The sequence below is a fragment of the Romboutsia sp. 1001216sp1 genome (assembly GCF_039841805.1).
Classification (GTDB): domain Bacteria; phylum Bacillota; class Clostridia; order Peptostreptococcales; family Peptostreptococcaceae; genus Romboutsia_C; species Romboutsia_C hominis.
In genome coordinates, this window is the sequence record NZ_JBDPHA010000011.1 from 1 (window position 1) to 25,866 (window position 25,866).

Consider the following 25,866-nt stretch of genomic DNA (forward strand, 5'->3'; position numbering starts at 1 on the left):
TTTTAATTATATGATAAAATAATTAATATATTTTGCTTTGCTTGAATATAAATTTTAATAACAAACTTGTACATAATATAAATGTAATGACCTTTAAGTTTCAAGCATGACATCGTTATTATATCTAATATTAATTAAATTAGGAGGATTAATATGGGCTTAAAAGACAAATTCGCAGAATCATTTGCTAGATCAAAAACAATGACTGGCCCTGAAAAAAGAGCTAATGAAATAATGGGCAAACTACTTATGAAAAAAGCTATAATTCCTATTGTTTTAATGGTTATCATTATGATAGTTGGTATGGTTGCTAAGATAAATGGTTGGGCTATACTTGCAGTTAACTTATTAGTTGCTCTTGGGACTTACTTCTACATAAAAAAAGCTGGGGAAAAATATCAAAACTTCAAGCCTTATGTTGGTAACTTAATCAGTCTAGAGAAAAAAGGTAAAAATGAGTACGTAGCTATAATAAAACAAGGTAAAATGCCAGTAAAATTAGAAATAAACTATGGTGGAGAAGACCTTGCTGGACTTAAGAAAAATCAATTAGTTCAAGTTAGTTACAATCCTGATGCTAAAATAGCTATAGTTGTAACTAAGTAATAAAAAAGTCTTCGTTAGAAGACTTTTTTATTTATTATAAATATATTTCTTATATATTTTAAGTGCTTTAGCTAATTGATCAGGGCAAGATGTTCCTCTATTCTTACATGGTATATCTTCAAGATTTTTTATTATATCATCAATATCTTTACCTTCAACTAGATGCTTTATTCCTATAGTATTTCCACTACATCCACCCTCGAAAACTACGTCTTTTAATATATTCCCTTCAATATCCATTAATATAGACTTTGAACATACACCTTTAGTATAATATCTATACATACTTATCCCACCTTAATATATTTTATAAATTAATTTCTTAATTAATATATATACTAATTAAACAATAAATATTTCATATATTTTTTTTATATAGATATAATAATGGTAGTATTTGATTAATTTGTATGCTTTAATTTATTTATAGATTGAATTTGAAAGGATGTGTTTATTATTTCAAAAGAATTTCTTGATAAATATTTTAAATTTTTATTCTTATTTTTTTGGCCTATAGTTTGGTACGACTATGTTTCTATTGCTGCTATGAGGATTGAAATATTTATGTTTCTATTATTTTTAACAGCATCTATAGTTTATATAATAATGATTCTAAAATCTATTAATAAAATAGAAGATATAGATGTATTATATAGAATAACTACAATCTTAGCATTTATACTATTTTTATGTAGCTATTTATTATTCTCTAAAAACAGAATATTACTTATTTTTAAACTAATATTTTTATTTATATACTTTTATGTTTCTTGCATAAAAAATTTTAAATACAATGAAAATGAAGGTGTCGTTGGAATGCTATCATCACTTTTACTTATAACTATTACTTTTTCATATTAATACATATTTAGTATAAAATTTGGAAATGTTAGACATATAAGTTTTTTTCTGATATCATTTAAATTGAAAGTAATATTAATTATAAACTTACATAAAGGAGTAACAATTATGGAAAGAAAAGTTTTAGCAACAATTGGAGAAAAAGAAATCACTAACTACGATGTTGAGAGTGCTCTACAAAGCTTAGAACCATATCAAGCTATGCACTTTAATAGTGAGCAAGGTAAAAAGCAATTATTAGATGATTTAGTTAACCAAGAATTATTCTATATGGAAGCTAAAGAAAATGAATTACATAACGATGAAGAGTTTAAAAAAGAATTACAAAGAGTTCAAGAAAATATGTTAAAGCAATATGCTATAAACAAAGTATTAACTAGTATATCTTTAACTGAAGAAGAAAAGAAGGCTTTCTTTGATGCTAATAAAGATAAATTCCATAAGCCAGAAACAGCTACTGCTAAGCACATATTAGTTGAAACTGAAGAACAAGCTAATGATTTATTAAATAAAATAAAAGCTAATGAAGTATCTTTTGAAGATGCAGCATCAGAACATTCTACTTGCCCTTCTAAAGAAGCTGGTGGAAACTTAGGATCATTCCCTAGAGGACAAATGGTTCCAGAATTTGAAGAAGCAGTATTCAATATGGAAAAAGGTGAAGTAGCAGGACCTGTTAAAACTCAATTTGGATACCACTTAATAAAATTAGAAGATTTAAATAAAGGTGGAGAATCTGAATATGAAGAAGTTAAAAATGAAATAGAAAGAACTTTAATGTATCAAAAGCAAACAGAAGTTTATTCTAAAAAATTAAATGACCTTAGATCTAAATATGGAAATATGATCAAGTTAAATGACTAAAAATAAGACCTAGTGTATACTAGGTCTTATCTTATTCTTTTAATTTATTGTAACAATACTCTATAATATCTTTTCTTTTTATTATACCAATAAAAATTTCTTGATCGTCTATAACAGGAACAAAGTTCTGATTCATAGATTTTGAAATTAAATCTTCTATATTAGCGTTAACATCAACAGGAGAATTGTCTTTTCTTCTATTTACTTCTTTGATAGGAATATCCTCTACTCCCTTTAAATCTAGCGAAAATTTATTTTTTAATGTCCACAATAAATCTCCTTCTGTTATAGTCCCAACATACTTCCCCTCATCATTAATTATGGGAATAGATGAATATCTATGATATTCCATCTTCTCTAGAGTTTGCCTCATAGTGTAGTTTTCATATATATATGCAACTTCACTCTTAGGTGTTAGAAAAAATAATATATTCACTATACTGCACCTCCAATAAGTAAACATTAATTAATTTATATACAAAAGTATTATATTCTTCTTTCTCTCAACTATAATTTTAACATATTTTTATATATATTTTAATTTAAAATATGTTAAAATTATTTTTTTTATTTAAATTATCTTTTATGGGTATATATTAAATAAAAATTATTTATGTTTTAAATTTGGAGGTATAACAATGAAATTTGATTATAATATAGAAGTTAATAGTTTTTTAAATAAAATATATGAACACAAGGTATATGAAATAGCATATGAAAATAATTTATACAATATAGATGCTAAAGTTTTAAAAGATAGATTTGATTTATTAAAAAACACAAAAATATATTTAGGAAGCGATATGCATGAATTTATAGTAAATTTAATTCCTAAAGATAAAGATGGATACTACTTTAGATGTGAAATAGCTAACTATCACAACTACTCTGTTCCTAGAATTTATGACTATAAAGGAGAGCCTATAAAAAATACTAATTACAATAGATATGGTGTACAACTTTGGGAATCTCATATGAATGAATTACTTATAGAAGATATTGAAAGTAAATTTAATCAAGCTGATTTTATTTATTTTATAGATAATAATTTATTAAGCATTGTTGATAAAATAAATGACTATATTAAATCTCGTAGAGATAAAGAAAAGATAGTTATAAAATTTGAAGATAAGAATGAAATATTAGATATAGTGAAATCCCTAATATTAAATGGAAGTCTTGATTTATCTTATGCTGAATTTTTAATTGATATGGACAAATTAAGAGATGAAATGATTAAGTTTAGTACTCCTTTTCATATGTACAATGAATTTGATAAATTAGAAGATGATACTCTTTATTGTTTAGATAATTTCTGTAAATACAATTCTTTAGATTTATTTGATGCTTTGATTAATGAAAAAGGATTTAAATTTATAAATGGAGTTGGACTTGTAAAAGAATAAGTTAATAGTGAAATTAAAAACGCCGCTTAATTGCGGCGGGTGTTTCACATACTACTAGACTTACTAATATATATATGAAATTAATTATAATTTAACTACGTTAGCAGCTTGAGGACCTTTAGCACCTTCAACTATTTCGAATTGAACGTTTTGTCCTTCTTCTAAAGACTTGTATCCATCAGCAGCTATAGCTGAGAAATGTACGAAAACATCTCCTTCACCTTCTACAGATATGAATCCAAATCCTTTTTCATTATTAAACCATTTAACTACACCAGTTTTCATTTAATAGATCCTCCTAAAAACACACAAAAATTATTTAGCTACAAATGTTTGCAACTTTATTATTACTTTAACATATATACATATCATTGTCAAATGTTATTAAGTTTATACACATCAACTTATAGATTCTAGTTTCTAGTAATGTACCTTAATTAAATGAAATCTTATAGCCTTATCACTCCACCCTAAATCCCATGGTACTAGTAATCTATCTGTATTGTGACAAGTTACTAAAGGATATCCTTTTGAGTCAAGTCCTGTTACAGTTGATACGTGAGTTATTCTGCCTCCTTTTTCATATGCCACAAAATCCCCAGGTCTTAAATTATAGGCTTCTTTATAAATATCTTCATAACTTCCTTTTGCTATTAAACTTCCTCTACCACTATATACTATATAATTTTTAAAAGCTTGTGCATTTACCCATGCCTTAGTTCCTGCACCATCTGCGTAATTCCATGTATCATTTTTTTTGAATCTCCCACTTTCAAACATTATTTGAGATGCAAAGTTTGCGCAGTCTCCACCTTCTGGATTATAATCTCTGTAATTTGAGTTGAATTTTAAACCATTTTCTTCATCAGCAGCTGCTCCACAATATTTATGTGCATATTCTATGGCTTTTATTTGCTCTTGCTTTAAATCTAATATTGTAGGCTTTTGCATACTTATATAATTTTTTATGTCTTCAGATTTTATATTATCTAAGTTTAAAGAATCAGCAAATGGATCTGTATACCATTCTTTAGTTATTATATATTGATCATCTATTATTTTGACATTTATATAATGATAAGTTCCTATTCTACACATATTTATAATATCTGGTTCTTTATCATATGAATACTTATACTCTGTTGAAACTGTACATATAATGCCGTATAAACCTTCTTCCTTTTCTTTTACTTTTTTGATTTTCACTTTTGCTTTTATATCATTAAACTTAACTCCTTGTTTACTAGACCAATTTTCTAGATATTTCATCTTTTTTACTTCATGTTCCCATGCCCATAAACCAAACTTTTTATCTACCTCATATAATTCTTTTAGCCCTTCTTCATTTTTATCAAGTATTGCTTTATTTCTATGATCAAATAGTTCTTCAAGAAGAAGCTTGTATTTATTATTTTCGCCATCTTCTATTTTACTTACTTCGGTAGAGTTTGATTTTATTATTAATTCACCTTCTTTTATATATGAATATAATCCAATAGCTATCGTTAATGATAATGATATAATTATAATTTTAGCATACTTATTTTTAATATTAAGTTTTATCAATGTCAGACCTCCTAAAAGCAATTTATGTATTCTCTTGATTTATATTATTATATCCAAACATATTAAAAATAATTTTAATTTATTTAAAGCTTTTACTCTCCCAAATCTTTTTAATATATATTTATATAAATTGTAGCCATACATTTTATTTTTTGTAATTATATATTTGTTTTTGAATTTTTTAGTAGTAATATATTTATATAAATATTTTTATAGGGAGGTGCTATTTTGAAGAAAATAGCTGCTATTCATGATTTATCAGGTGTAGGTAGATGTTCTTTAACTGCTGCAATACCTATATTATCTGCATTAAAAACTCAATGTTGTCCTTTTCCTACAGCAATTTTATCTAGTCAAACAGGCTATCCTAAATATAGTTTTTTAGATTTTACTGATCACATGAGAGAATACTCTAATGTTTGGTCTGAGCTTAATATTAATTTTGATTATATCTATAGTGGTTTTTTAGGTTCTAAAGACCAAGTAGATATAGTGATTGACTTTATAAAGAAAAATAATAATTCTTTTGTAATAGTGGATCCTGTAATGGGAGACAATGGAAATATGTATTCTATATTTGATAACGATATGTGTAAAAAAATTAAAAATTTAGTAAAGATATCTAATCTTACGACTCCAAATATAACTGAAGCATGTCTATTAACCAATAGAAGTATTTCTGATATTGGTGATTTGACTAAAAAAGATATTATTAATATGGCCAAAGAAATTTCTGAATTAGGCCCTGAAAATGTAATTATAACTGGAGTAGTTCAGGATGGTTATATACTAAATATTGGATATGATAAAATCAGTGATAATTGTTTTATTACTTCATTTGAATATAATAATTTATCTTATAGTGGCACTGGTGATATATTCACATCTATTATATGTGGCTTAATAGCAAATGGTCATGATTTAGAATTTGCTATTAACAAATCTAGTTATTTTGTTCATAAAGTAGTAAACTATACATCCAAATTTGACACTGATAGAAATGATGGTATTATGTTTGAATACTTTTTAAATGAATTAACTCGCTTATAATGTAAATTATATTCCTTTTAAATATGTAGTATATATTACCTTCTTAAATTATAAAATGTAATATAGTATTTTTTATAAATGGAGGTATATATGGATATAAATAAAAAAGCACTTGAACTTGCTAATTCAATTAAATCTAGTGATGAATTTAAACTTATGAAGAAATCTAAATCCCAACTTGATAAAAATAAAAATTTAAAAAGACAACTTGATAATTATATAGATAAAAAAAATAAGCTTTACTCTAATAATAGAATAGAAGATGCATCAAGTAAATTAGTAGAACTTAACAAGGAATATCAAGAATTTTTTAATTTACCTCTAGTTTCTAGCTATATGAAATCTACTAGAGATTTTAATAATCTCATGGAAAAAGTATATAAGTCTATAGAAAAAGAATTATTAAAATAAGTATAATTTTCTTTAAGAATAAATAAAGAATGCCTGCAGGCATTCTTTATTTATTCTTAGTATTTTAATATCTTGGCCATCCCATATTTTTCATCATATTTTTCATATTCATATAATAGTGCATCCACATATCATTTGCGTCTTGACAATGATTAGAGCAAGCATTCATATAAGGCATTCCGACCATTGGATATTCATCTGCCATATCCCCTATATAGTGCATATTACACATATCATACATAGGGCTTACATAAGTTGCACAATCACAATCTATATACACATCTTCTTTGCAATGTGGCTTACAATATTCTGGCTTTAGACCTATATCACAATATTTCTCTTTATTTTTTTTGCAATATAATTTACTTTCTTTAGTATCGCATGTACAATATTTTTTGTGATCACAATCTATATATTTTTTCATATCCATTTCACACTTATCTAACTTGCTACTACATTTTTTTATCATTTCTTCACATTTTTTAGATTTATGTCCATATTCTTTTATTTTATCTTCTGCAGATTTATAACATTCTAATGCTTTTTCATCAAATTTTAAAGCTTTAGCATATAAACACTTAGCTTTTTCACTGAATTCTTGTGCTCTGTCTCTTAAATCATTTGCTTTTTCACACTTACATCTAGCTTCATTCTCTATTTCTTCAGCTTCTTTATGCAAGCATTTAGCCTTTTCACAAAGTTCTCTAGCTTTTTCCATTAATTCTTTGGCTTTACATTCTGCTGCTCTAGATTCATTCTCGTTGCATTGTGCTTTTTCTCTTAAATCATTAGCTTTTGCTGCTAATACATTTGATGATTTTTCACACTCTCTAGCTTTTTCCATTAACTCCTTAGCTTTACATTCACAGCGTGATGCTTCATCAAATAAATCTTCTGCTTTTTGTGCTAGTTCTAAGCACTTATCTACACATGTAATCTCAAAATGCTCATCACATTTGCAATCGTCCATAAAATCACATTTACTCTCATGATCACAATCTATATATTTTTTTGAAGGTTTTTTGCAACAAACATTTGATTTGTGTGAGTTACATGATTTACATGATTTTACTTTGTCATTGCATACATTGAAATTGTCACACTTAGGTTGACATCCACACCCTTGGCTTTTCTTTTTCTTCATAATACGTCAAAACCCCTTTTGCTGTAATATTCAACTCGCATAATAAACTTATGCTGTCTAATATAATTATATGAAAATCTTAAAATCTGGTTACTAGTTCTTTTAATAATATTATTAAAGTAAATAATCCTAAAATCATAAATATTTTTAAAATATTAGTTTTAGATTATATTTTTTTATCATTTACACATCATATTTATATATTAAAATTTAATTAAATTTTAATATTATAAATTATATCTTGATGGGAGTGACACCATGGATAAAGATAATCAATTATTAAAAGGTATTTTAATAGGTTCTGCTACATTAGCTGCTTTGAGTGTAATTAGTCCTTCAATTAGAAAAATAACAACTTCAACAGTTAAAGCAACTTGCAAGCAACAAATGAAGCTTCTCGCTGGTATAGGTGTATTATCTATAGCTAACTATATATCAAATCTTGATGATGATATATATACAATAGATGATATCTAATTTATATGATAATTGTTTTTACTTTATATTTCTTTGAAATACATATAAAAATATAAAGTAAATTAAAAACAAAATAATCATAAAAACATAAAAAAGTCAGTATTAGAAATACTTCTAATACTGACTTTTAATCTAATGATATTAACTTACCATCATAATATAATTGTACCTTTTTTATCCAATCGCCTTTATAATCTTCTTGAATTATATTTTTAACAATTGTATTTATTGTGTACTCTTTTGTTGTTTCATTTAGATAATCTTTCTTCCAAGATACTCTACTCTCTGAATCAGTCTTTGGTTCTATCAATTCAATCCTTGCAGTACTATTCTTAATAAAAACAGTAACTTTCATTGGTAAACTATTAAAGCACTCTTTAGATAATACATTTATAATACTTTCTATCTTTTCTTGAAGTGTACTATCTTTTTTAACTTCTATATACTTAACCTCTTTAGGATCATCTTTAAGTATATGTATAGGTATGTTAATGCTATCTGAATTTTGCTTAATTTTATCCGATTCCTTTAGTGTTGCTTCACTTTGAGATATTTCACTTTCTACTGCAGAAGATGGTTTAACTTCTACTTTATTATCATCATTTACGCTTTTATCACTACATCCTATAACTAAAAATGAAGTAAAAGCTGTTATAAAACTTAATGCTAATTTATTCATAAGTATACCTCTTCTTTTTATATTTATAAATATTATAACATAGTATACTTTATATTTTTAGCATTTTTTATTGGAGTTAATTGATTATTCTATATTTTTTGGCTATAATTTCATTTATTTAATGTAAATTTATATTATCCGCTTTTACATTTATAATATATTTCTCTTCATTATTTAAATTTTCTTTGTTTAAATTTCCCTTTAACTCTTTTAAGTTTTCATCATTTCTATAATGCTCATCAATAAGCATATTACTTGCATTTATACCTGATATAGACTTCATATCTACACTAAAATTATAATTTTTACTTGGTATGTTTATATAAACGCTTGAATTGTATGCATTTATATTTAATTCTTTAGCTATTGGGATATTTGTATCTATATTAATATTTGAACTACTATTACTATTTTGAGTTATATTTATAGTTTTTGGTATAAATTTTTCAATATCATCTACAAATATTTCATTTTGAGCTGAATATATTTCAATTCCACCACTTTCTATATTAACGTTATCTATTCCTATTAATTCCTCTGTAGATAAATATATATGTCCATTAGATTTTATATCTAGGTTTTTAAGTGTTTTCATCCCTTTAGGCAGTGATATATACCCATTTATAGTCTTATAATATACACTATCTAGTAATAGATTATTTTCTATACTTAATCTTGCATAATCAGTAGATGCATTTACATTTATATTATTTGGAACATATATAATTAAACTTTGACTATTATTATAGTAAAATGCATTAATCACATTTTCTATAAATTCTTCTAAATTGTTGCTTATTTTATAATTATATTCATTTTCATTTTCAACTATACTCAATTTATTGCCATCTTCTTTAATATTGTAGTTACTTGTACCTTTTTTTACTACTTTAACTTCATGTCCTTCATATTTTTCTATTATTATATTACTAACTTTAGTCTTTACATCTAAATTTTCTATACTTATATTTTTATTATAAATTACTTGCTCTTTATCTAAGCTTTTTTCTATATTAGATATAGTTTGAGTAAAATAAGGGACAGATGATATAGAAAAGTATATAGTGCCAACTATACCAATTACTATTAATATTATTGAAAATATGGTTACCTTTTTATTCATCATCTTTCTCTCCTTCCTTAAAACTATTCTCTTCTTTATTATTAGCTTCTTTTTTCTTACTAGCATTTATATATAGTTTTCTTGTTTTCATCCAACTTTTATATCTATTTACGCTTGTTTTATATATAGATATTATAAATATATATATTTGCCATGCTAGTATCTGACCACCTACAAATGCAATAGACATAAATACATAAAGTCCCATTACCTCATGTGTTTGAGATATAAAATTCATTATTATAGGCATTGTAGCTACATATAAACCAATTAATGAAACTAATATAATACCAACTACAGATAAAAATAATACTATTAAAAATCTTGGAATGAATACTATTAAAGATAGTATACTAAGACCTAATTGTATTATTTTTCTTTTATTTTGGTCATTATTTTCAATATCTAAAGTTAATTTTTCACTAACTCTATCTTTTAAGTTTATATATTGTCTTTTAAAATTTGACTTTATTATATTTATTTTTAGTCTTATACTATTATCTTCTTCTTTATTTTTAGTCTCTGCTATAAGTTCACTAGCTATAGTTTTAGGTGAACCTAGAGATTTTATTATTTCTATATCGCTTTTTCCCTCTATTGTTCCATCTAAAAAGTATTCTTCATAGTCTCTTAATATATCTCCTATTTCTTCTTCTGAAAAACTACCTTTAAGATAATCTCTTAATATATCTAAAAATTCAGCTCTATTCAATATTATCACTCCTTTTACTCTATTAAAATATTTACAGCCTTTACGAAATCTTTCCACTCTACAATTAACTTATTTAAGTTTTCTTTTCCCAAGTCTGTTAATTTATAATACTTCCTAGCAGGTCCCTCACTCGATTCTAATATATATGTGTCAAAATATCCCTCTTTTGTAAGTCTTCTAAGAATAGGGTATATAGTTCCTTCATTAACTTCTATAACTTTAGATATATTTTGCACTATCTCATATCCGTACATGTCCTTTTTAGAAATAAGAGCTAGTACACATATTTCAAGTACTCCTTTTCTAAACTGAGTATTCACAAAACTCCTCCTCTCATTAAGCAGTCTACTGTGTATAACACACTACATTGTTTTATTATAGTAGTGATTATATAATAGCACAGTACTTTGTTTTGCACAATAGTAATTTATAATAAGTTAATATTAAAATTATCCTTTAAGTTGATAATTTTGAAAAAGGAGCTATTTTAAGCTTAAATAGCTCCCTATCTTATATTAAATATCCACTATACAAGTAAGCTATAAATATGTATATTATTATAATTAAATTTATTCTAAGTAAATAAGATATTATAAACTCTTTTATATTTATTTTTAATGCCATTTTATTATTAGCTATATATATAATATTTGTGCTAATAGATGTACAACTTAAAATTCCTATTATACAAATTAAAATTTTGGTTTGTATACTTATACTTTTATCTACATTATTTATTCCTATTATAGTGTTATAAAATACATCTATTATAAATCCTACTAACTCATTTATATTTTTAACTTGCAAAACATCTAATACTGGATTAATCAAAATCTTTATTATTTCTATTATTATCTCACTATTTAATATTATCTGCCCTATATATAGAAATATAACTATATTTGGTATAAGATTTATAGATATACTTATGCTTTCTTCTAAATTATCTATAATTGCTTTAAATAGACCTTTACTATCACTATTAGATAAATAATATTTTATTATTTTTTTTAATTTATCCTTTTTAGGGTAACTATTTTTTTTATTACTTTTTAAATAATATGATTTTTTCTTCTTAGATATTGGATATATTCTACTTAATACCATATTTATTAATATTAATACAGTAGTTGACACCGTAATGGCATAAGCTAGATTTATATTTAGATATCCACATATATAAATAACTATTGGGTATGAAAGTATTGAAAAATTTAATATTATATTACAAGCTTCATATTCCTTTAATTTACCTTCTCTATATAATTTATTAGTCATAAACATTCCACAAAATGGATTTGTAAAAATATATACCAATATATTTAAAAAGCTTATACCATCTATTCTAAATAACAATTTTGTATATTTATTTAGATAAACACTTGTTAATTCTAACAATCCATATTCTAAAAATGGCATAAATAAAACACCTATAGTAAATACAATTATTGTATTTAATACTACTTCTTCTATAAGAAGATATACATTATCATTTCCTAAAAGTCCGTTTTTACTTCCAAAAAATATATTTACTAAGAAAATTAATGCTACAATTCTACTAATAATAAGAATATTTTTATTTTTCAAGTTACATTTTAATATTTCTTTAAACATTCCTATAATTAAATAAAATACAATACACACTTCTATGAAATGTTTCATATTACTTTGAAGCTTATATGATATATGATATATTAAATTCAATACTTGTCCATTTAATTTAATAGGTATAAAAAATATAATTATTCCAATTGCTGTGTATACTATAGATTTTGATAATTTTATAAAATATTCTCTATTATAATCATCTTTTACATTAATTTTATTAATATTTTCCATATCACCACCTCATTTATTATTTTCAATTCTTATTTGATATTTCCTCTATAAAATTTTAAATTACAAATTATTTATATACATTTAGAAGCTAACATCAACTTCTATTATTGCTTATTTTTCCTTATATGGTTATAATAAATTATACTTATTAAGGTAATTTTTTAGAGGTGAATATTTAATGGATATAGATAATAAAAAGACTGTACTAATTCTTACTGCTCAATTTGGTGCAGGACATATAAGTGCAGCAAATGCCATAAAAGACTATATTTTAGAAAAGGATTCTTCTGTTAATGTAATAATAGAAAATTTTATAACAGCTAGTATACCTAGGATGAATAAACCAATGGTAAAACTTTATGAAAACAATACTAAATATGTTCCTGGACTATATAACTACTATTATTATTTAAAAAAGTCCTTTGATTCAAAACATGATATAGCTCATAAATTATATACTCCTAAGCTTATCGAATTTATATTAGATGTAAATCCTGATGTTATTATATCAACGTTTCCTCTTGCTGCTGCTTGTGTGTATAATTTTAAAATTAAATACCCTAGTATTAATATTCCCACACTAACAGTTGTCACAGATGTAGTTGATAGCCTCGAATGGATATATCCAGATACAAGCATGTATTTTGTACCATCATTAGAAATAAAAAATAGATATGTTCAAAAAGGTATTAATCCAGAATCTATAAAAGTAACTGGTGTACCTATAAACAAAAAATTTTGTATTGAGAATAAGACAAAAGAATCTAATAAGTATAAAATTTTATTACTTGGTGGTGGTAGAGGTTTATTTGATATAGATGAAGATTTCATGTATTGGATTGATGAATTTATAGAAAATAGCTGTAATAACATAGAAATAGCTATTGTTACTGGTAAAAATAAGAAGCTTTATGATATATTAAAAGAAAAAAAACCTTTAAACAATATTAAAGTTTTAGGATTTGTTACTGATATGCACAATCTGCTAAGAGAGTATGATTTAATGATAACTAAACCTGGAGGGGCAACACTTTTTGAGGGAATTCTTTCTCAAACACCAGTTGTCGTTAAGCTTCCTAAGGTAGGACAAGAAATAGAAAATGCCCGATTCATAATAGATAAAGGAATTGGATTAGTATATACAAATGATGAAGATTTAAAAGATATTTTTAATAGTATAGCTTCAAATAAATTTGATTCTATATTTAATTTTATGAAGTGCAATATGAAATCTTTTAAAAACACTATAGAAAATGAAAGTATTGGAGACAGTATTTTAAAGCTAATAAATAACAAGTAATACACTTGTTATTTATTAGCTTTTTTACATTTATCTAAATATATTATATTGTCTTTTTTGCTTTCTAATACCTTTGTATTTTTATTTCTTAACTTTTTACTAGCATGATTAAATATATTATATGTTATATATATTTCTCCTATAAGAAATAATATATTTACTAACATCTCTAATGTTAATGTTATTTTGTAACTTTCGTTGCTATAATTTATTATAGTGTAATACTTAATAAATATTATAGCTAAAATATGAATATTTATTATATTTGAAATTCTATTAAATTCATTACAAAGATTATACTTTCTTATATTATTTTTTATAATATACTTACTATGCCCATTAGCTCTTAGTATATCTGTGTATAAAGCACTTGCTATATCTTTTTTTAATAAATTACTAATAATTATAGCTACTAATATTCCTATTAGGATATATATATCATATGCATATTTTTCAAAGCTTGAATCCATATCTTTTTTTACTAAATGTATTATTATATATATGCAAGAAAATATTATTGCTGTAATGTTTAATCTATGTTGGCTTTTAAATGTATAAAGTGAATAAAGTATTCCTGGCACTATTAATAATATAGCTATATACTCTAGACTTTTCCATTCACTTATATAGCAAACCCCCAAAGGTAAAAGTATATAACAAAGCATATCTAATAGAAAATCTTTTTTCATGGCATCATCCCTTTTTAAATTTTCTAAATTTTCTAAATTTTTAACTTATAGATTAGGCTTATGTTTTTTGATTACTTTATTATAATTTATTTTATGCTAAAAAGAAGGGTATATTACCCTCCTTTTTAATATATTTAAATTATTTTATTACTCCATCAATAGGATTTGTAGTTTCTCCATTTAATAAAATCTCAAAGTGGACATGATTACCAGTTGAATTTCCTGTACTTCCAACTTCCGCTATAGCTTGTCCTTTTTTTACTATATCACCTTTATTAACTCTATTATATGAGTTATGTGCATATACTGTTGTCTTTCCATCAAAATGTTTTACCTTCACAACATTACCATACCCATTTTGACTACCAGAAAACTCTACTATTCCATCATCACTAGCTAATATTTCAGTAGACTTAGGAGCAGGTATATCTATCCCTCTATGAAAATTTGCTTTTTTAGTTATTGGATGTATTCTTTGTCCATATGCAGAGCTTATTTCATAATATGATTTTAAAGGCCATATGCCAGGTATAAAACTTAAATTATTTTTATCTAAATACTCTTTCTTCTCTTTCTCTATGCTCTTTTGGATTTGTATACTATCTATCATTATATTTTCTAATTCTTTTTCTAATGCTTTTTTGTTTTCTTGTAATGAATATTCTTTTTCTTCTACTAGATCCATATCTTCTTCTAAAAAGCTTATACTTATAACTTCTATAGATTCACTTTCTTCTTTTTTTAATTCTAAGTCTAGTTCATTTATTTTTTTAGATATTTCCTTTTGCTTTTGCTCATTTTCTATTAGTCTATCAATTTGTAATTCTGTTGATGCATGTACATTATTGTATGGCAAAATACATACTAATAAAATCAACATATAAGTAAATATATTTTTTCTCATTTTTTCACTCCTTTTAAAACTATTTATCAGTATTAACTATTTTTTACATTTTTATTACATTTTTTATTCAATTTAAGAATTATTGTTAAGTAATAAAGTAAACTTTCCTAATTTTTTATTATAAAAATTCGCTTCACCTAAGCGACATGTAGATAAAATACTTTATACCGTCAACGACTTTGTCAGTTGCTTAAAATATAATTTTTTGTATATAAAAAAGAGCTATTCTCTATTTGAGATAGCTCCTTTACTTTAGTAAATATTTTTTTTGTAATCTGCATATAGTGCTTGAATATCTTCTATATATCCATTTAATTCTAATTGTAACTTTGATACTTTTTCAAAATCATTAAATTCTATAGCTTCTTTTATTTCTGTAAATAGTGATTTTTTAGTTAATGTATCTTTCATAACTTTAAACTTTATATCACATATTTTATTCCATGTAACTTCATCTAAAGCGTCCATATTTTCATTATCATGTAATTTTACACAATTTCTTATTATTTCTCTATCATTTTGTATTATTCTATTATTTAATTCCTTTGTCCACTTGTCTATAGCGCCTGTCTTAAATGAATCTATTATAGCTTCTGTGAATACATCTCCCATTTTTAACACTTCTACCTTAGATTTATTTATTTCTAGATTTCTCATATTTTCATAAACAGTTGCTGGTGGTGCTGAGAATCTTTCATTTCTCTCTTCAATTGTATAATACTCAAATACATCATTTTCATCTCTGTATGATCTATTTTTTTCTAAATAAAAACTTTCTTCTCCTATATCTTTAGATATTTCTTTTTCAAGTTCCTTAGTTGTTAATTTACTTTTAGCTACTGCTTTTATTCCATCTAACATAGTTTGGTAACATCCAGCTATAACTAAGTATGTATTTGAAAGTGGATTTGGAGATCTTAGTTCAAATCTTACTGTTTTAGGATTTTTAATATCTCTTACTAACCCTACTAATACAGATCTATTTCTTGATGGTAGTTTATAGCTATGCCCTAGAGATGTAACTATACAAACAGGTGCTTCAAACCCTGGAACCAGTCTATTAAATCCATCATTAGTTGCCGTTACTATAGGATTTAATACTTCATAGTTTTTAAGGATACCCATAAGTGCTCCATAACCAATTTCACTTACATAATCTTTATTCATATCTCTTGGCGCAAATAAATTTTTTATACTTCCATCCTTTAATTTTGCACTAACTCCTACGTGAGTGTGTCCTCCACTACCTGCAACTCCATGTATAGGTTTTGCTTTAAATGTTACTTCAAGTCCATGAGACGTAAATACGTCTTCTATTATCTCCCTTACTAATAACTCATTGTCCGCTGTTTGTATAGGGCTAGAAAATTTCCATGATATTTCTAATTGCTCCATCGCGTGGTTAGTTTTACCATCTATACTTATAGAACTATTTATTCCCCCTACTTCTTTATGTGCCATTTCTGGATTTATTCCCATTTTTTGAAGTACTATTATTGACTTTTCTAGGCACGTTCTTATTATCCCATGTGTTCTTTTCCAGTACTGTTCTTTTAAGCTTTGAGATACCGATAATTTCTCTAAGTCAGCCTTATCTTCTGGAGTATTTACCCAAAACTCTAATTCAGTTGCAGCTGTTAGTATTATATCTTCTATATCATCTGCTTTTTCTATTCCTATATTATTTATAAGATGTGGATATTCCCTAAATAACTCTATTATAGAGTTTTTAAAATATTTTTCTGATTTTTTAAGTATTCCCCTTGAACAAACTTTTTTATTTTCATGTATTAAAAATGCAGGTATTCTAAGGGTACCTACAGGCAAATTAGTTTCTTCATCTATATGCTCAAAATTATAATCTATAAACCATGTACACTCTGTATCTGGCATTAAATCTACCTTAGCATTGTTTAATGTAGCAATATTATAAAGCTCAACACTTGAACCATCAGTTTGAACTGCTGATTCTAAGAAATTGTCTATATCATCTAAAAACAATTCCATAGGTATTTTTTCATCAGTTGCATTTCCACCTAAGTCAACACCCATTAATGATACAAACTTTATATGCTTATTTTTACTTAATATATCTCTAAGATTTTTTTCATTATGATTATCTCTTTCTATTGTATATAATAGTTTTTGCATTTAAGCACACTCCCCTATAAGATATGTATTTTGTACTGAAAAATATACACGACACCTAAAACTTTTATATTTAAATTTTTATAAATCGTTTTGTTCGTATTTTAATTTATACTTATTATATATTAAGCTTTTAAAGTTCGCAATATTTTTATTAATTTATTATTTCAGACATATTCACGATATTACTTATTACTGTTTTTTATACATTTATTTAACATTTTTATCAATATAGGGTATACTAAAGTAAGATGTATTTTATATATTAATACAAGTAATTTTATAATTTAATTATACATTTTATCACAAGATAAGATTATTAGGAGAGAAGTATTATGGAATATATAGTTTTTGACTTAGAATTTAATCAAGGCTTTGACAAAAAAATTAATAAGACAGTATCTAATGAAAAATGTCCTTTTGAGATAATTCAAATAGGTGCAATTAAATTAGATAGCAATTTTAATCTAATAGATACCTTTAATAGCTATGTAAAACCTCAACTATACAAAAAAATTCATCCTTTTGTTGGTAAAATGACTAATATCACTATAGATGATGTTTTAGATGCACCTACCTTTCCACAAGTTTATAAGGATTTTAAAAAATTTATTTCTACTAAAAATCCTGTGCTTTGTGTATGGGGAACTGGTGATTTAAAAGAGCTATATAGAAATATAAATTACTATAGTCTACCTTCTAAAACTTTGCCTAAATCATATATAAATATACAACATCACGCTTCAAATTACTTTAATAATCCCGCTGGAAAAAGTATTGGTCTTCAAAATGCTATTAATATATTAGGATTAAATCAAGACAAATCATATCATAATGCTTTAAATGATGCATATTATACTTCTCAAGTGTTTATTAAAATATATAATCCAAGTATAGTTCCTGATGTATATATGTATACTACAGTTAAAGCACCTTGTTCTTCTAAAAGAAGTCAAAAAAAGCAATTAGATTATGATAAACTATTCAAAGAATTTGAAAAACTTCTTGAAAGACCATTAACTCGTGAAGATAAAAAAATTATTGATTTAGCATATAAGATGGGGAAAACTGGCCAATTTTTAAGTGGTGAACCTAAATATAAAAAAAGATAGAGTATATACTCTATCTTTTTTTATTTAAATATTTATAAATAGCATCTTCATAAGCTCATACTGAGCAAATTCTACACTTTTTATTTCTTTACTTTCACTTCTATTTAGCTCTTTTTCTCCTATAAATACATCTTTATCACCTATATTGGCATATAGTTCATTTAATATATTTAAAAAGTCACATACCTTAACAGATTCTTCTTTTGACTTTAGCAAGGTTATATATTCATTCTCTCTATCTTCATATAAACACTCTATTCCATATAGTATATTATCTTCTTTTATATAAATAACCTCTCCGCCTAAAGATTCTCCTTTTTCTAATTTATGCTTAAGCTCTAATAATTTCATTTTGTCCCCCTTAATATAAATTTTTCTTATGATTTAATATAATCATGCTACTATACATTATATTAAGGTGATATAAAATTTATTAATAATTATTTTATGACTAATTCTATAGGACAATGATCAGATCCTAATATTTGTGTATGTATATCAGCACTAACTAATCTATCTTTCATATCATCACTTACTACAAAGTAATCAATTCTCCATCCAGAATTATTTTTTCTTGCATTAAATCTATAAGACCACCAAGAATATACGCCTTCTTTATCTACATTAAAATATCTATATGTATCTATAAATCCAGAATCTAAAAGTTCTGTAAATTTATTTCTTTCTTCATCTGTAAATCCTGCATTTTTTCTATTAGTTTTAGGATTTTTTAAATCAATCTCTTTATGAGCAACATTTAAATCTCCACATACTACAACAGGCTTTTTAGTATTTAATTCTAATAAATAATTTCTAAAATCATCTTCCCATTTCATTCTGTATTCTAGTCTTTTTAATTCACTTTGAGAGTTTGGTGTATATACTGTTATAAAGTAAAAGTCCTCAAATTCTAAAGTTATTACTCTTCCCTCTTTATCATGTTCTTCTATATTTAACCCATAAGATACACTTAAAGGTTCTATTTTAGAAAATATAGCAGTTCCTGAATATCCCTTTTTTTCTGCATAATTCCAATATTGGTGATATCCTTTTAAATCAAGGTCTATTTGACCTTCTTGAAGCTTTGTTTCTTGTAAACAAAATATATCTGCATCTACTTCATTAAAGTAGTCTAAAAATCCTTTTGTTACACACGCCCTTATTCCATTTACATTCCAAGATATTAATTTCATTTATTCCTCCTAAGTTTATTATTGTATTTTTATATTACCCAGTTTTAATTATTATCAATCTATATTATTAAACCTTAATTTATTTGCAAATTCTGAAGGATTAATTGATGATACATATAGCCCTGTACTTAATTCAAATCCTCCAAAACTATATTTCCTAGGTATTATATGCATATGAAAATTATAATACTCATCACATTTTATTTTATTTGGATGTGTATGTATATATAGATTAAAAGGACTATATCCTCTTACCTTATATAGTTTTTTAAATAATTTTTCAAATATTTTAGATAATTCATCTATATGTTTGTCTTCCATGTTTTCAAATCTAATTTTGTCTTTTGATATAATTCTTATCTCACCGCTATATCTAGTGGCATAAGGAACTAAAGCTAAAAAGTATTTACCATTGTATATAGTTCTTTTAAATTCTTTAATTTCTTTATCTATTGTATATTCATATAAAGATGATTTATTTTGATTATAATAATCCTTTGCTATATTTATTTCATTGTATATTTCTGGTGGTACAATTGATAGAGATATGATTTGAGTATGAGGATGATCTAATGATGCACCTGATTTTCTTAAAAAGTTTTTAAAAATACTAACATACTCTATCCCTTTATCATTTATTAAATTTTTATATCTATTTTTATACATCTCAAACATATGAATAAACTCTTCTTTAGTCATGTTATAAAAATTACCATTGTGCCTATAGGTATCTATCATTACTTCGTGAATGCCATATATGTCTTCTTTTTCATCATTTATTATAGGAAATTTATTATTTACAGATTTTACAAGCCATCCATTTTTATCACATACCTTATATTTTTCATCCTCTATAAATTCTTCATTTCCTCTACAAAAAGGACATTTTACTTCATACTCATTGTATATTTCCACTTCTTCATAATTTTTAGCTTTATCCATAGGCCTTTTTGACCTATCCTTTGCTACTATTATTTTATCATTATTCATGTTATCTATTATTAAGTTACTCATTTATAACACCTCTTAGAAATACATTCTTTATTATAAAAGCCTTATACTATTGATTTTACATTATATATCCATTTTTTTGCTACTTTTTTAATATCTTTAACTATTTGTGTATATTCTTATATTTATGTATACAAGATTTTTCACGCCATATATGCTACTATAATCTTGAAATTATAAATTGACTTTTTAAAGCTATCTATGGAAAATCTACTATAAAGCTTTATCGTCATAATATTATTTCCTATGGGCTATAAAATTGTCTGGTTATTTTAATTATATAGGAGGTAGTTTAAATGAAATATTCACAGAGAGTATCTGCTATGCAGTCTTCTCCAATAAGAAAGTTAGTTCCTTATGCACTTGATGCAAAATCTAGAGGAATTAAAGTTTATCATTTAAATATAGGCCAACCAGATATAAAGACTCCAAAAGGATTTTTTGAAGCAGTAAAAAACTTTGATAGTAATGTATTAGAATATGCTGTATCTAATGGTATTCCAGAATTAATAAAATCACTTCAAGATTATTATACTACATATGATATGCATTTTGATAAAGATGAAATACTAATTACTAATGGAGGTAGTGAAGCAATACTTTTCACTCTTATGGCAATATGTGATCCAGGAGATAATATAATAGTACCAGAACCTTTTTATACTAACTACAATGGCTTTAGTCAGTGTATAAATATAGAAGTAAATCCTATAACAACTAAAGCTGAAAGAGGATTCCACTTACCATCTAAAGAAGAAATCACATCAAGAATCAATTCGAAAACTAAGGGTATATTACTTTCCAACCCAGGTAATCCAACAGGAACAGTTTATACGAAAGAAGAAATAGATATGATAGGTAAAATAGCTATAGAAAACAACTTATGGATAATAGCAGATGAAGTTTATAGAGAATTTGTATACGATGGTCTTTCATATACAAGTTTCGGTAATGTAAAAGAAATAGAAGATAGAGTTGTTATAATAGACAGTGTATCTAAAAGATACAGTGCTTGTGGAGCAAGAATTGGTTCTATAGCATCTAAAAATAAAGGGCTTATAGCACAAATATTAAAACTTTGCCAAGGAAGACTTTGTGTACCTACATTAGAACAAATAGGCTCAGTTGAGCTATATAAGACTCCAACTTCATACTTTAAAGAAGTTAATGAGGAATATAGAAGAAGAAGAGATGTTTTATATAATGAATTAATGAAGGTTGATGGTGTAGTTTGTAAAAAGCCTACTGGTGCATTTTATATAGTTGCTAAGCTTCCTGTTGAAAATGCTGAAGATTTCGTTATATGGATGCTAAAAGATTTTAATAAAGATAATGAAACAGTTATGGTTTGTCCTGCTGAAGGATTCTACTCAACAGAAGGCTTAGGTCGTGATGAGATTAGGCTTGCATATATATTAAATGAAGATGACTTATTAAAAGCTGCTTCTATATTAAAAGAAGGACTTGAAAAATACGTAGAACTAAAAAAATCTCAATTATCATCTGCTGATGCTTAATATAATTTCCTTGTATGTAAAAAAAGAGGTATAATTTTTACCTCTTTTTTATTTATTTTCATAATATAAAATTTTTCTTATATATTTATCTGAAGTTTTCTTGATTTAGTATATCTTCTAAAGTATTTATAGCGTCCCTATATCTTTTTATATCTTCATCATTTAATTTACTTAATTTATCTTCTAGTTTTTGGCTTAACTTTTCCATAAAATCTGATGCAAGATTCATTCCCTTGTCTGTTATACTTATTAAATACTTTCTTCTGTCTGATAAATCTCTAGTTCTTATTACATATCCTTTTTCTGTTAAATCATCAACCATGCTAGTTAAACTCCCCTTTTCTATGTTTAACTTTGAACATAGATCGGTCATACTTATATCCCCATAGTTTTTGATAAACATCAAAGCTCTTAATTGCGTTTTATTAACATTTTTTATAGAAGAATATTCTTTTAAATATTCTAAATATAAACTTGAATATATTTTTGGAAATGTTCTTGATAAAAACGCGATTGTATCTGATACTACGTGGTTCATTTTGCCTCCTTAGATGTTTATATATATTTCTTTTTCTAACTATTAGTTTACATTATAAATCTAATTAAGACAATACTTTTTATTTTATTTTAAAATAATTTTATTATATATTTTTATTTTGTATTATTTTGTATTAAAAAAGTACCATATAATATGGTACTTTTAAAAATTTATACGTGTAAGTCTATTGTCATTCCTATTTGCTCTTTAAACTCTTCTATTGCAGGATCTAAATACTCTTTTACAAATTCTACAACTTGTTCTGGAGCTCTACCTATGAAGTTTTTAGGATCCATTACAGATAGTATTTCGTCTCTAGACATTTTGAAAGAATCATCATTTATTATAAGCTCTATTAAGTTGTTATCTTTACCTTCTTGCTTTACTCTATAAGCTGCTTGCATAGAGTACTCTCTTATTATTTCGTGAAGTTCTTGTCTATCTCCACCTCTTTTTACAGCTTCCATAAGTATATTTTCTGTAGCCATAAATGGAAGTTCTTCATTTATATGTTTATTTATCATATTTTCGTAAACTACTAATCCATTAGTTACATTTATACCTATTTCTATTATAGCATCTGCTGCCATAAATGCTTGTGGTATAGATAATCTCTTGTTTGCTGAATCATCTAAGCTTCTTTCTAACCATTGAGTAGCTTGTACTAATGCAGGACTTAATGATTCTGCTATTATATATTTAGAAAGTGATGCTATTCTTTCACTTCTCATTGGGTTTCTCTTATATGCCATAGCAGATGATCCTATTTGATTCTTTTCAAATGGTTCTTCTATTTCTTTTAAACTTTGTAGTAATCTTATATCATTAGTCATTTTATGCATACTTTGTGCTATACCAGATAATACACTTAACACTTGATAATCTAATTTTCTAGTATATGTTTGTCCACTTACTGCATAAGAAGATTTATATCCCATCTTTTCACAAACTAACTTATTAAGTTCTTTTACTTTTTCATGATCGCCTTCAAATAGACTTAAGAAACTTGCTTGAGTTCCAGTTGTACCTTTAACTCCTCTTAGCTTCATATTATCTATTCTGTAGTTTATATCTTCTAAATCTAGTATTAAATCTTGAGCCCATAATGTAGCTCTTTTACCTACTGTTGTAAGCTGTGCTGCTTGGAAATGTGTAAATCCAAGTGTTGGAACGTCTTTATACTTTAATGCAAACTCTCTTAAGTTGTTTATTAAGTTTACAAGCTTTATTCTTATAAGTTTTAAAGCCTCATCCATTTGTATAACATCTGTATTATCTCCAACATAAGCTGAAGTAGCACCTAAATGTATTATACCTTTAGCGCTATCACATTGAAGTCCATATGCCTTTACATGACTCATTACATCATGTCTTACTTCTTTTTCTATCTTTCTAGCTTCATCAAAATTTATATTATATATGTTAGCTTTTAATTCTTCTATTTGTTCATCAGTTATATTTATTCCTAATTCCTTTTCACCTTCTGCAAGTGCCACCCATAACTTTCTCCAAGTTGAGAATTTAAATTGTGGAGAGAATATATAGCTCATATCCTTGCTACAATATCTATCTATTAAAGGGTTTTGGTATGTACTATATTTTTTATCTATCATAATTTTTCGCACCTTCCTTAAGTTGTTATATAATAATTATATAAAATATTACGAACCATAACAAGTTTTTTTTTATTTATGTTCATTTTATTTGTTATTTAACGTAAGATTTTCTTTTTGCATCATATAATCTATACTTTCACTATCAACAAAATTTAATACATATTTATACCTTATAGCATAGTATTTATCACTCCAACCTAACTGCTTCTTTATATCAGATTCATTAGCACCTAGTCTTAGTGCTATAGCAGCATAAGAGTGTCTAAAATCTTTTGCAGAATATTGGCAAAGCCCAGCATTATCTAACGCTTTTCTAACTATTAATCTAACATTTCTATCGGTTATAGAATTACTTTTTTGAGTTGTAAATACAAAATCTTCTGTAGGCATTATAACCTCTGATAATCCAGAATAATTTCTGTAATCCTCTAATAGCTTAAAACAATATGGATGTAATTTTACTATCCTTTCTTTTCTTTTTTTGCCAAGTCTTACATAGTGGTTATCTTTTTCATCTACCATAAGATCTTTCCATTTTAAACTAACTACTTCATTTAATAAACATCCTGTTGTTACTAAAAATACTATTATAGCTCTATCTCTTATAGTTAACTTATATATGGAATCTACTAGTTGATTTATTTCTTGAATACTTAACACATCATCTTTAGTTTTTATTCTAGTTACTTCAGGCTTTTCTACATATCTAAATGGGTTTACTTCTATATATTCTTCTTTCATTAAAAAATTATAGAAACTATGTAAATAACTATATATCTTTTCTGATGTTGACTTTGCATAGTTTTCTTTTACATTATCGATAAATTTTTGACAATCTTCTTTATCTACATATAAGAGTTCTTTATCATCTATAAACTCTTTAAATGCTATTATTTTTGATAAGTAATCATGCCTAGTTGCTGGGTTAAGTTTTTTCGAAAAGTTTTTAAAAATCTCATATTCATAATCATCTAATTCTATAATTTTATTCATATATTTATCCTTTCATTTCATATATTATATTTAGTTGACACCTTATAATTTTTATTGGTATACTCTAAGTTGACGTTAATTTAGTATATTAAAATTTTATGTTGGAG

Annotated in this window: 29 protein-coding genes; 10 read left to right on the forward strand and 19 right to left on the reverse strand. The window is 25.2% G+C overall.

Translation table 11 applies throughout. The features are described 5' to 3' along the window. The first annotated feature begins 153 nt into the window (after positions 1-153). Positions 154-606 carry a hypothetical protein gene (locus ABHC41_RS10830; protein ID WP_092924862.1) on the forward strand — a complete coding sequence of 151 codons (453 nt, stop codon included), beginning with the start codon at positions 154-156 and terminating at the stop codon, positions 604-606. Positions 607-633: 27 nt separating this feature from the next. Here ABHC41_RS10830 and ABHC41_RS10835 read toward each other — a convergent pair whose 3' ends face one another. Next, positions 634-891, reverse strand: a complete 258-nt coding sequence (locus ABHC41_RS10835) for a TIGR03905 family TSCPD domain-containing protein (protein ID WP_195237398.1) — start codon at positions 889-891, stop codon at positions 634-636. Between the two features lie 279 nt (positions 892-1,170). Between ABHC41_RS10835 and ABHC41_RS10840 the strand changes: the two genes are divergently transcribed. Further along, a complete protein-coding gene (locus tag ABHC41_RS10840) occupies positions 1,171-1,467 on the forward strand; it encodes a hypothetical protein (protein WP_092924858.1) in 297 nt (98 codons plus the stop codon). Positions 1,468-1,575: 108 nt separating this feature from the next. Further along, positions 1,576-2,331: a peptidylprolyl isomerase gene (locus ABHC41_RS10845; RefSeq protein ID WP_166505751.1), complete on the forward strand. Its 756-nt coding sequence runs from the start codon at positions 1,576-1,578 to the stop codon at positions 2,329-2,331. Positions 2,332-2,362: 31 nt separating this feature from the next. Here the strand turns inward: ABHC41_RS10845 and ABHC41_RS10850 are convergent, their stop codons facing one another. Beyond that, on the reverse strand, positions 2,363-2,767 hold the full coding sequence (locus ABHC41_RS10850; RefSeq protein ID WP_092924854.1) for a CBS domain-containing protein: 405 nt from the start codon (positions 2,765-2,767) through the stop codon (positions 2,363-2,365). Between the two features lie 202 nt (positions 2,768-2,969). On the opposite strand from ABHC41_RS10850, the gene ABHC41_RS10855 reads away from it, so the two are divergent. Continuing rightward, on the forward strand, positions 2,970-3,737 hold the full coding sequence (locus ABHC41_RS10855) for a hypothetical protein (RefSeq protein ID WP_092924852.1): 768 nt from the start codon (positions 2,970-2,972) through the stop codon (positions 3,735-3,737). A gap of 84 nt (positions 3,738-3,821) precedes the next feature. Here ABHC41_RS10855 and ABHC41_RS10860 read toward each other — a convergent pair whose 3' ends face one another. Then, positions 3,822-4,022 carry a cold-shock protein gene (locus ABHC41_RS10860; RefSeq protein ID WP_092924850.1) on the reverse strand — a complete coding sequence of 67 codons (201 nt, stop codon included), beginning with the start codon at positions 4,020-4,022 and terminating at the stop codon, positions 3,822-3,824. Between the two features lie 135 nt (positions 4,023-4,157). Further along, a complete protein-coding gene (locus ABHC41_RS10865; RefSeq protein WP_092924848.1) occupies positions 4,158-5,303 on the reverse strand; it encodes an amidase domain-containing protein in 1,146 nt (381 codons plus the stop codon). Positions 5,304-5,531: 228 nt separating this feature from the next. On the opposite strand from ABHC41_RS10865, the gene ABHC41_RS10870 reads away from it, so the two are divergent. Both ABHC41_RS10870 and ABHC41_RS10875 read left to right on the forward strand, forming a co-directional pair. Next, a complete protein-coding gene (locus ABHC41_RS10870) occupies positions 5,532-6,353 on the forward strand; it encodes a pyridoxamine kinase (RefSeq protein WP_275890813.1) in 822 nt (273 codons plus the stop codon). Between the two features lie 90 nt (positions 6,354-6,443). After that, entirely contained in the window at positions 6,444-6,764 is a 321-nt protein-coding gene (locus ABHC41_RS10875; RefSeq protein WP_092924844.1) for a YlbF family regulator, read from the forward strand. A gap of 64 nt (positions 6,765-6,828) precedes the next feature. Here ABHC41_RS10875 and ABHC41_RS10880 read toward each other — a convergent pair whose 3' ends face one another. Further along, complete coding sequence (locus ABHC41_RS10880; protein WP_195928707.1) at positions 6,829-7,908, reverse strand: hypothetical protein; 1,080 nt, start codon at positions 7,906-7,908, stop codon at positions 6,829-6,831. A gap of 258 nt (positions 7,909-8,166) precedes the next feature. On the opposite strand from ABHC41_RS10880, the gene ABHC41_RS10885 reads away from it, so the two are divergent. Continuing rightward, a complete protein-coding gene (locus tag ABHC41_RS10885; protein ID WP_195237394.1) occupies positions 8,167-8,385 on the forward strand; it encodes a hypothetical protein in 219 nt (72 codons plus the stop codon). 127 nt (positions 8,386-8,512) lie between these two features. On the opposite strand, the gene ABHC41_RS10890 is transcribed toward ABHC41_RS10885, so the two are convergent. From ABHC41_RS10890 to ABHC41_RS10910, 5 genes are all read right to left on the reverse strand, one after another. Then, positions 8,513-9,064 carry a hypothetical protein gene (locus ABHC41_RS10890; RefSeq protein ID WP_195237392.1) on the reverse strand — a complete coding sequence of 184 codons (552 nt, stop codon included), beginning with the start codon at positions 9,062-9,064 and terminating at the stop codon, positions 8,513-8,515. Positions 9,065-9,182: 118 nt separating this feature from the next. Beyond that, positions 9,183-10,190: a hypothetical protein gene (locus ABHC41_RS10895; RefSeq protein ID WP_240275666.1), complete on the reverse strand. Its 1,008-nt coding sequence runs from the start codon at positions 10,188-10,190 to the stop codon at positions 9,183-9,185. Next, positions 10,180-10,899, reverse strand: a complete 720-nt coding sequence (locus tag ABHC41_RS10900) for a DUF1700 domain-containing protein (RefSeq protein WP_166505753.1) — start codon at positions 10,897-10,899, stop codon at positions 10,180-10,182. The genes ABHC41_RS10895 and ABHC41_RS10900 overlap by 11 nt, the downstream gene beginning before the upstream one ends. 14 nt (positions 10,900-10,913) lie before the next feature. Then, positions 10,914-11,219 (reverse strand): PadR family transcriptional regulator, encoded by a 306-nt coding sequence (locus ABHC41_RS10905; RefSeq protein ID WP_092924834.1) that lies wholly within the window; start codon positions 11,217-11,219, stop codon positions 10,914-10,916. A 190-nt stretch (positions 11,220-11,409) separates the two neighbouring features. Further along, positions 11,410-12,738: a hypothetical protein gene (locus ABHC41_RS10910; RefSeq protein WP_271892211.1), complete on the reverse strand. Its 1,329-nt coding sequence runs from the start codon at positions 12,736-12,738 to the stop codon at positions 11,410-11,412. Between the two features lie 178 nt (positions 12,739-12,916). On the opposite strand from ABHC41_RS10910, the gene ABHC41_RS10915 reads away from it, so the two are divergent. Continuing rightward, the gene (locus ABHC41_RS10915; RefSeq protein WP_271892213.1) at positions 12,917-14,038 is read left to right on the forward strand and encodes a glycosyltransferase; all 1,122 of its coding nucleotides are present in this window, start codon (positions 12,917-12,919) and stop codon (positions 14,036-14,038) included. Positions 14,039-14,046: 8 nt separating this feature from the next. On the opposite strand, the gene ABHC41_RS10920 is transcribed toward ABHC41_RS10915, so the two are convergent. The 3 genes from ABHC41_RS10920 to ABHC41_RS10930 form a co-directional block, all read right to left on the reverse strand. Next, on the reverse strand, positions 14,047-14,727 hold the full coding sequence (locus ABHC41_RS10920) for a hypothetical protein (protein ID WP_166505756.1): 681 nt from the start codon (positions 14,725-14,727) through the stop codon (positions 14,047-14,049). A gap of 139 nt (positions 14,728-14,866) precedes the next feature. Next, a complete protein-coding gene (locus ABHC41_RS10925; protein ID WP_092924828.1) occupies positions 14,867-15,631 on the reverse strand; it encodes a M23 family metallopeptidase in 765 nt (254 codons plus the stop codon). A 252-nt stretch (positions 15,632-15,883) separates the two neighbouring features. Beyond that, positions 15,884-17,782, reverse strand: coding sequence for a glutamine synthetase (locus ABHC41_RS10930; RefSeq protein ID WP_271892215.1), 1,899 nt, complete (start codon positions 17,780-17,782; stop codon positions 15,884-15,886). Between the two features lie 332 nt (positions 17,783-18,114). Between ABHC41_RS10930 and ABHC41_RS10935 the strand changes: the two genes are divergently transcribed. Next, positions 18,115-18,891 carry a 3'-5' exonuclease gene (locus ABHC41_RS10935; protein ID WP_092924824.1) on the forward strand — a complete coding sequence of 259 codons (777 nt, stop codon included), beginning with the start codon at positions 18,115-18,117 and terminating at the stop codon, positions 18,889-18,891. Between the two features lie 24 nt (positions 18,892-18,915). Here the strand turns inward: ABHC41_RS10935 and ABHC41_RS10940 are convergent, their stop codons facing one another. From ABHC41_RS10940 to ABHC41_RS10950, 3 genes are all read right to left on the reverse strand, one after another. Then, on the reverse strand, positions 18,916-19,242 hold the full coding sequence (locus ABHC41_RS10940; protein ID WP_092924822.1) for a hypothetical protein: 327 nt from the start codon (positions 19,240-19,242) through the stop codon (positions 18,916-18,918). 89 nt (positions 19,243-19,331) lie between these two features. Next, positions 19,332-20,084 (reverse strand): exodeoxyribonuclease III, encoded by a 753-nt coding sequence (locus ABHC41_RS10945; RefSeq protein WP_195237386.1) that lies wholly within the window; start codon positions 20,082-20,084, stop codon positions 19,332-19,334. A 54-nt stretch (positions 20,085-20,138) separates the two neighbouring features. Next, a complete protein-coding gene (locus tag ABHC41_RS10950) occupies positions 20,139-21,098 on the reverse strand; it encodes a DUF4931 domain-containing protein (protein ID WP_271892219.1) in 960 nt (319 codons plus the stop codon). Between the two features lie 293 nt (positions 21,099-21,391). On the opposite strand from ABHC41_RS10950, the gene ABHC41_RS10955 reads away from it, so the two are divergent. Continuing rightward, positions 21,392-22,612: a pyridoxal phosphate-dependent aminotransferase gene (locus ABHC41_RS10955; protein ID WP_271892220.1), complete on the forward strand. Its 1,221-nt coding sequence runs from the start codon at positions 21,392-21,394 to the stop codon at positions 22,610-22,612. An 85-nt stretch (positions 22,613-22,697) separates the two neighbouring features. On the opposite strand, the gene ABHC41_RS10960 is transcribed toward ABHC41_RS10955, so the two are convergent. The 3 genes from ABHC41_RS10960 to ABHC41_RS10970 form a co-directional block, all read right to left on the reverse strand. Further along, positions 22,698-23,150, reverse strand: a complete 453-nt coding sequence (locus ABHC41_RS10960; RefSeq protein ID WP_092924814.1) for a MarR family transcriptional regulator — start codon at positions 23,148-23,150, stop codon at positions 22,698-22,700. Positions 23,151-23,320: 170 nt separating this feature from the next. Beyond that, entirely contained in the window at positions 23,321-24,763 is a 1,443-nt protein-coding gene (gene purB / locus ABHC41_RS10965) for an adenylosuccinate lyase (RefSeq protein WP_195237384.1), read from the reverse strand. Positions 24,764-24,850: 87 nt separating this feature from the next. After that, positions 24,851-25,759, reverse strand: a complete 909-nt coding sequence (locus ABHC41_RS10970) for a tyrosine-type recombinase/integrase (protein WP_166505760.1) — start codon at positions 25,757-25,759, stop codon at positions 24,851-24,853. Positions 25,760-25,866 lie beyond the last annotated feature (107 nt).

Excerpts from the sequence above, each read along its gene's own strand:
- ABHC41_RS10880 (WP_195928707.1), bottom strand. The coding sequence starts at position 7,908 with ATGAAGAAAAAGAAAAGCCAAGGGTGTGGATGTCAACCTAAGTGTGAC.
- ABHC41_RS10885 (WP_195237394.1), top strand. The coding sequence starts at position 8,167 with ATGGATAAAGATAATCAATTATTAAAAGGTATTTTAATAGGTTCTGCT.
- ABHC41_RS10915 (WP_271892213.1), top strand. The coding sequence starts at position 12,917 with ATGGATATAGATAATAAAAAGACTGTACTAATTCTTACTGCTCAATTT.
- ABHC41_RS10910 (WP_271892211.1), bottom strand. The coding sequence starts at position 12,738 with ATGGAAAATATTAATAAAATTAATGTAAAAGATGATTATAATAGAGAA.
- ABHC41_RS10830 (WP_092924862.1), top strand. The coding sequence starts at position 154 with ATGGGCTTAAAAGACAAATTCGCAGAATCATTTGCTAGATCAAAAACA.
- ABHC41_RS10890 (WP_195237392.1), bottom strand. The coding sequence starts at position 9,064 with ATGAATAAATTAGCATTAAGTTTTATAACAGCTTTTACTTCATTTTTA.
- ABHC41_RS10845 (WP_166505751.1), top strand. The coding sequence starts at position 1,576 with ATGGAAAGAAAAGTTTTAGCAACAATTGGAGAAAAAGAAATCACTAAC.
- ABHC41_RS10935 (WP_092924824.1), top strand. The coding sequence starts at position 18,115 with ATGGAATATATAGTTTTTGACTTAGAATTTAATCAAGGCTTTGACAAA.
- ABHC41_RS10840 (WP_092924858.1), top strand. The coding sequence starts at position 1,171 with ATGTTTCTATTATTTTTAACAGCATCTATAGTTTATATAATAATGATT.
- ABHC41_RS10855 (WP_092924852.1), top strand. The coding sequence starts at position 2,970 with ATGAAATTTGATTATAATATAGAAGTTAATAGTTTTTTAAATAAAATA.
- ABHC41_RS10930 (WP_271892215.1), bottom strand. The coding sequence starts at position 17,782 with ATGCAAAAACTATTATATACAATAGAAAGAGATAATCATAATGAAAAA.
- purB (WP_195237384.1), bottom strand. The coding sequence starts at position 24,763 with ATGATAGATAAAAAATATAGTACATACCAAAACCCTTTAATAGATAGA.
- ABHC41_RS10895 (WP_240275666.1), bottom strand. The coding sequence starts at position 10,190 with ATGATGAATAAAAAGGTAACCATATTTTCAATAATATTAATAGTAATT.
- ABHC41_RS10950 (WP_271892219.1), bottom strand. The coding sequence starts at position 21,098 with ATGAGTAACTTAATAATAGATAACATGAATAATGATAAAATAATAGTA.
- ABHC41_RS10940 (WP_092924822.1), bottom strand. The coding sequence starts at position 19,242 with ATGAAATTATTAGAGCTTAAGCATAAATTAGAAAAAGGAGAATCTTTA.
- ABHC41_RS10955 (WP_271892220.1), top strand. The coding sequence starts at position 21,392 with ATGAAATATTCACAGAGAGTATCTGCTATGCAGTCTTCTCCAATAAGA.
- ABHC41_RS10920 (WP_166505756.1), bottom strand. The coding sequence starts at position 14,727 with ATGAAAAAAGATTTTCTATTAGATATGCTTTGTTATATACTTTTACCT.
- ABHC41_RS10945 (WP_195237386.1), bottom strand. The coding sequence starts at position 20,084 with ATGAAATTAATATCTTGGAATGTAAATGGAATAAGGGCGTGTGTAACA.
- ABHC41_RS10835 (WP_195237398.1), bottom strand. The coding sequence starts at position 891 with ATGTATAGATATTATACTAAAGGTGTATGTTCAAAGTCTATATTAATG.
- ABHC41_RS10860 (WP_092924850.1), bottom strand. The coding sequence starts at position 4,022 with ATGAAAACTGGTGTAGTTAAATGGTTTAATAATGAAAAAGGATTTGGA.
- ABHC41_RS10925 (WP_092924828.1), bottom strand. The coding sequence starts at position 15,631 with ATGAGAAAAAATATATTTACTTATATGTTGATTTTATTAGTATGTATT.
- ABHC41_RS10970 (WP_166505760.1), bottom strand. The coding sequence starts at position 25,759 with ATGAATAAAATTATAGAATTAGATGATTATGAATATGAGATTTTTAAA.
- ABHC41_RS10960 (WP_092924814.1), bottom strand. The coding sequence starts at position 23,150 with ATGAACCACGTAGTATCAGATACAATCGCGTTTTTATCAAGAACATTT.
- ABHC41_RS10875 (WP_092924844.1), top strand. The coding sequence starts at position 6,444 with ATGGATATAAATAAAAAAGCACTTGAACTTGCTAATTCAATTAAATCT.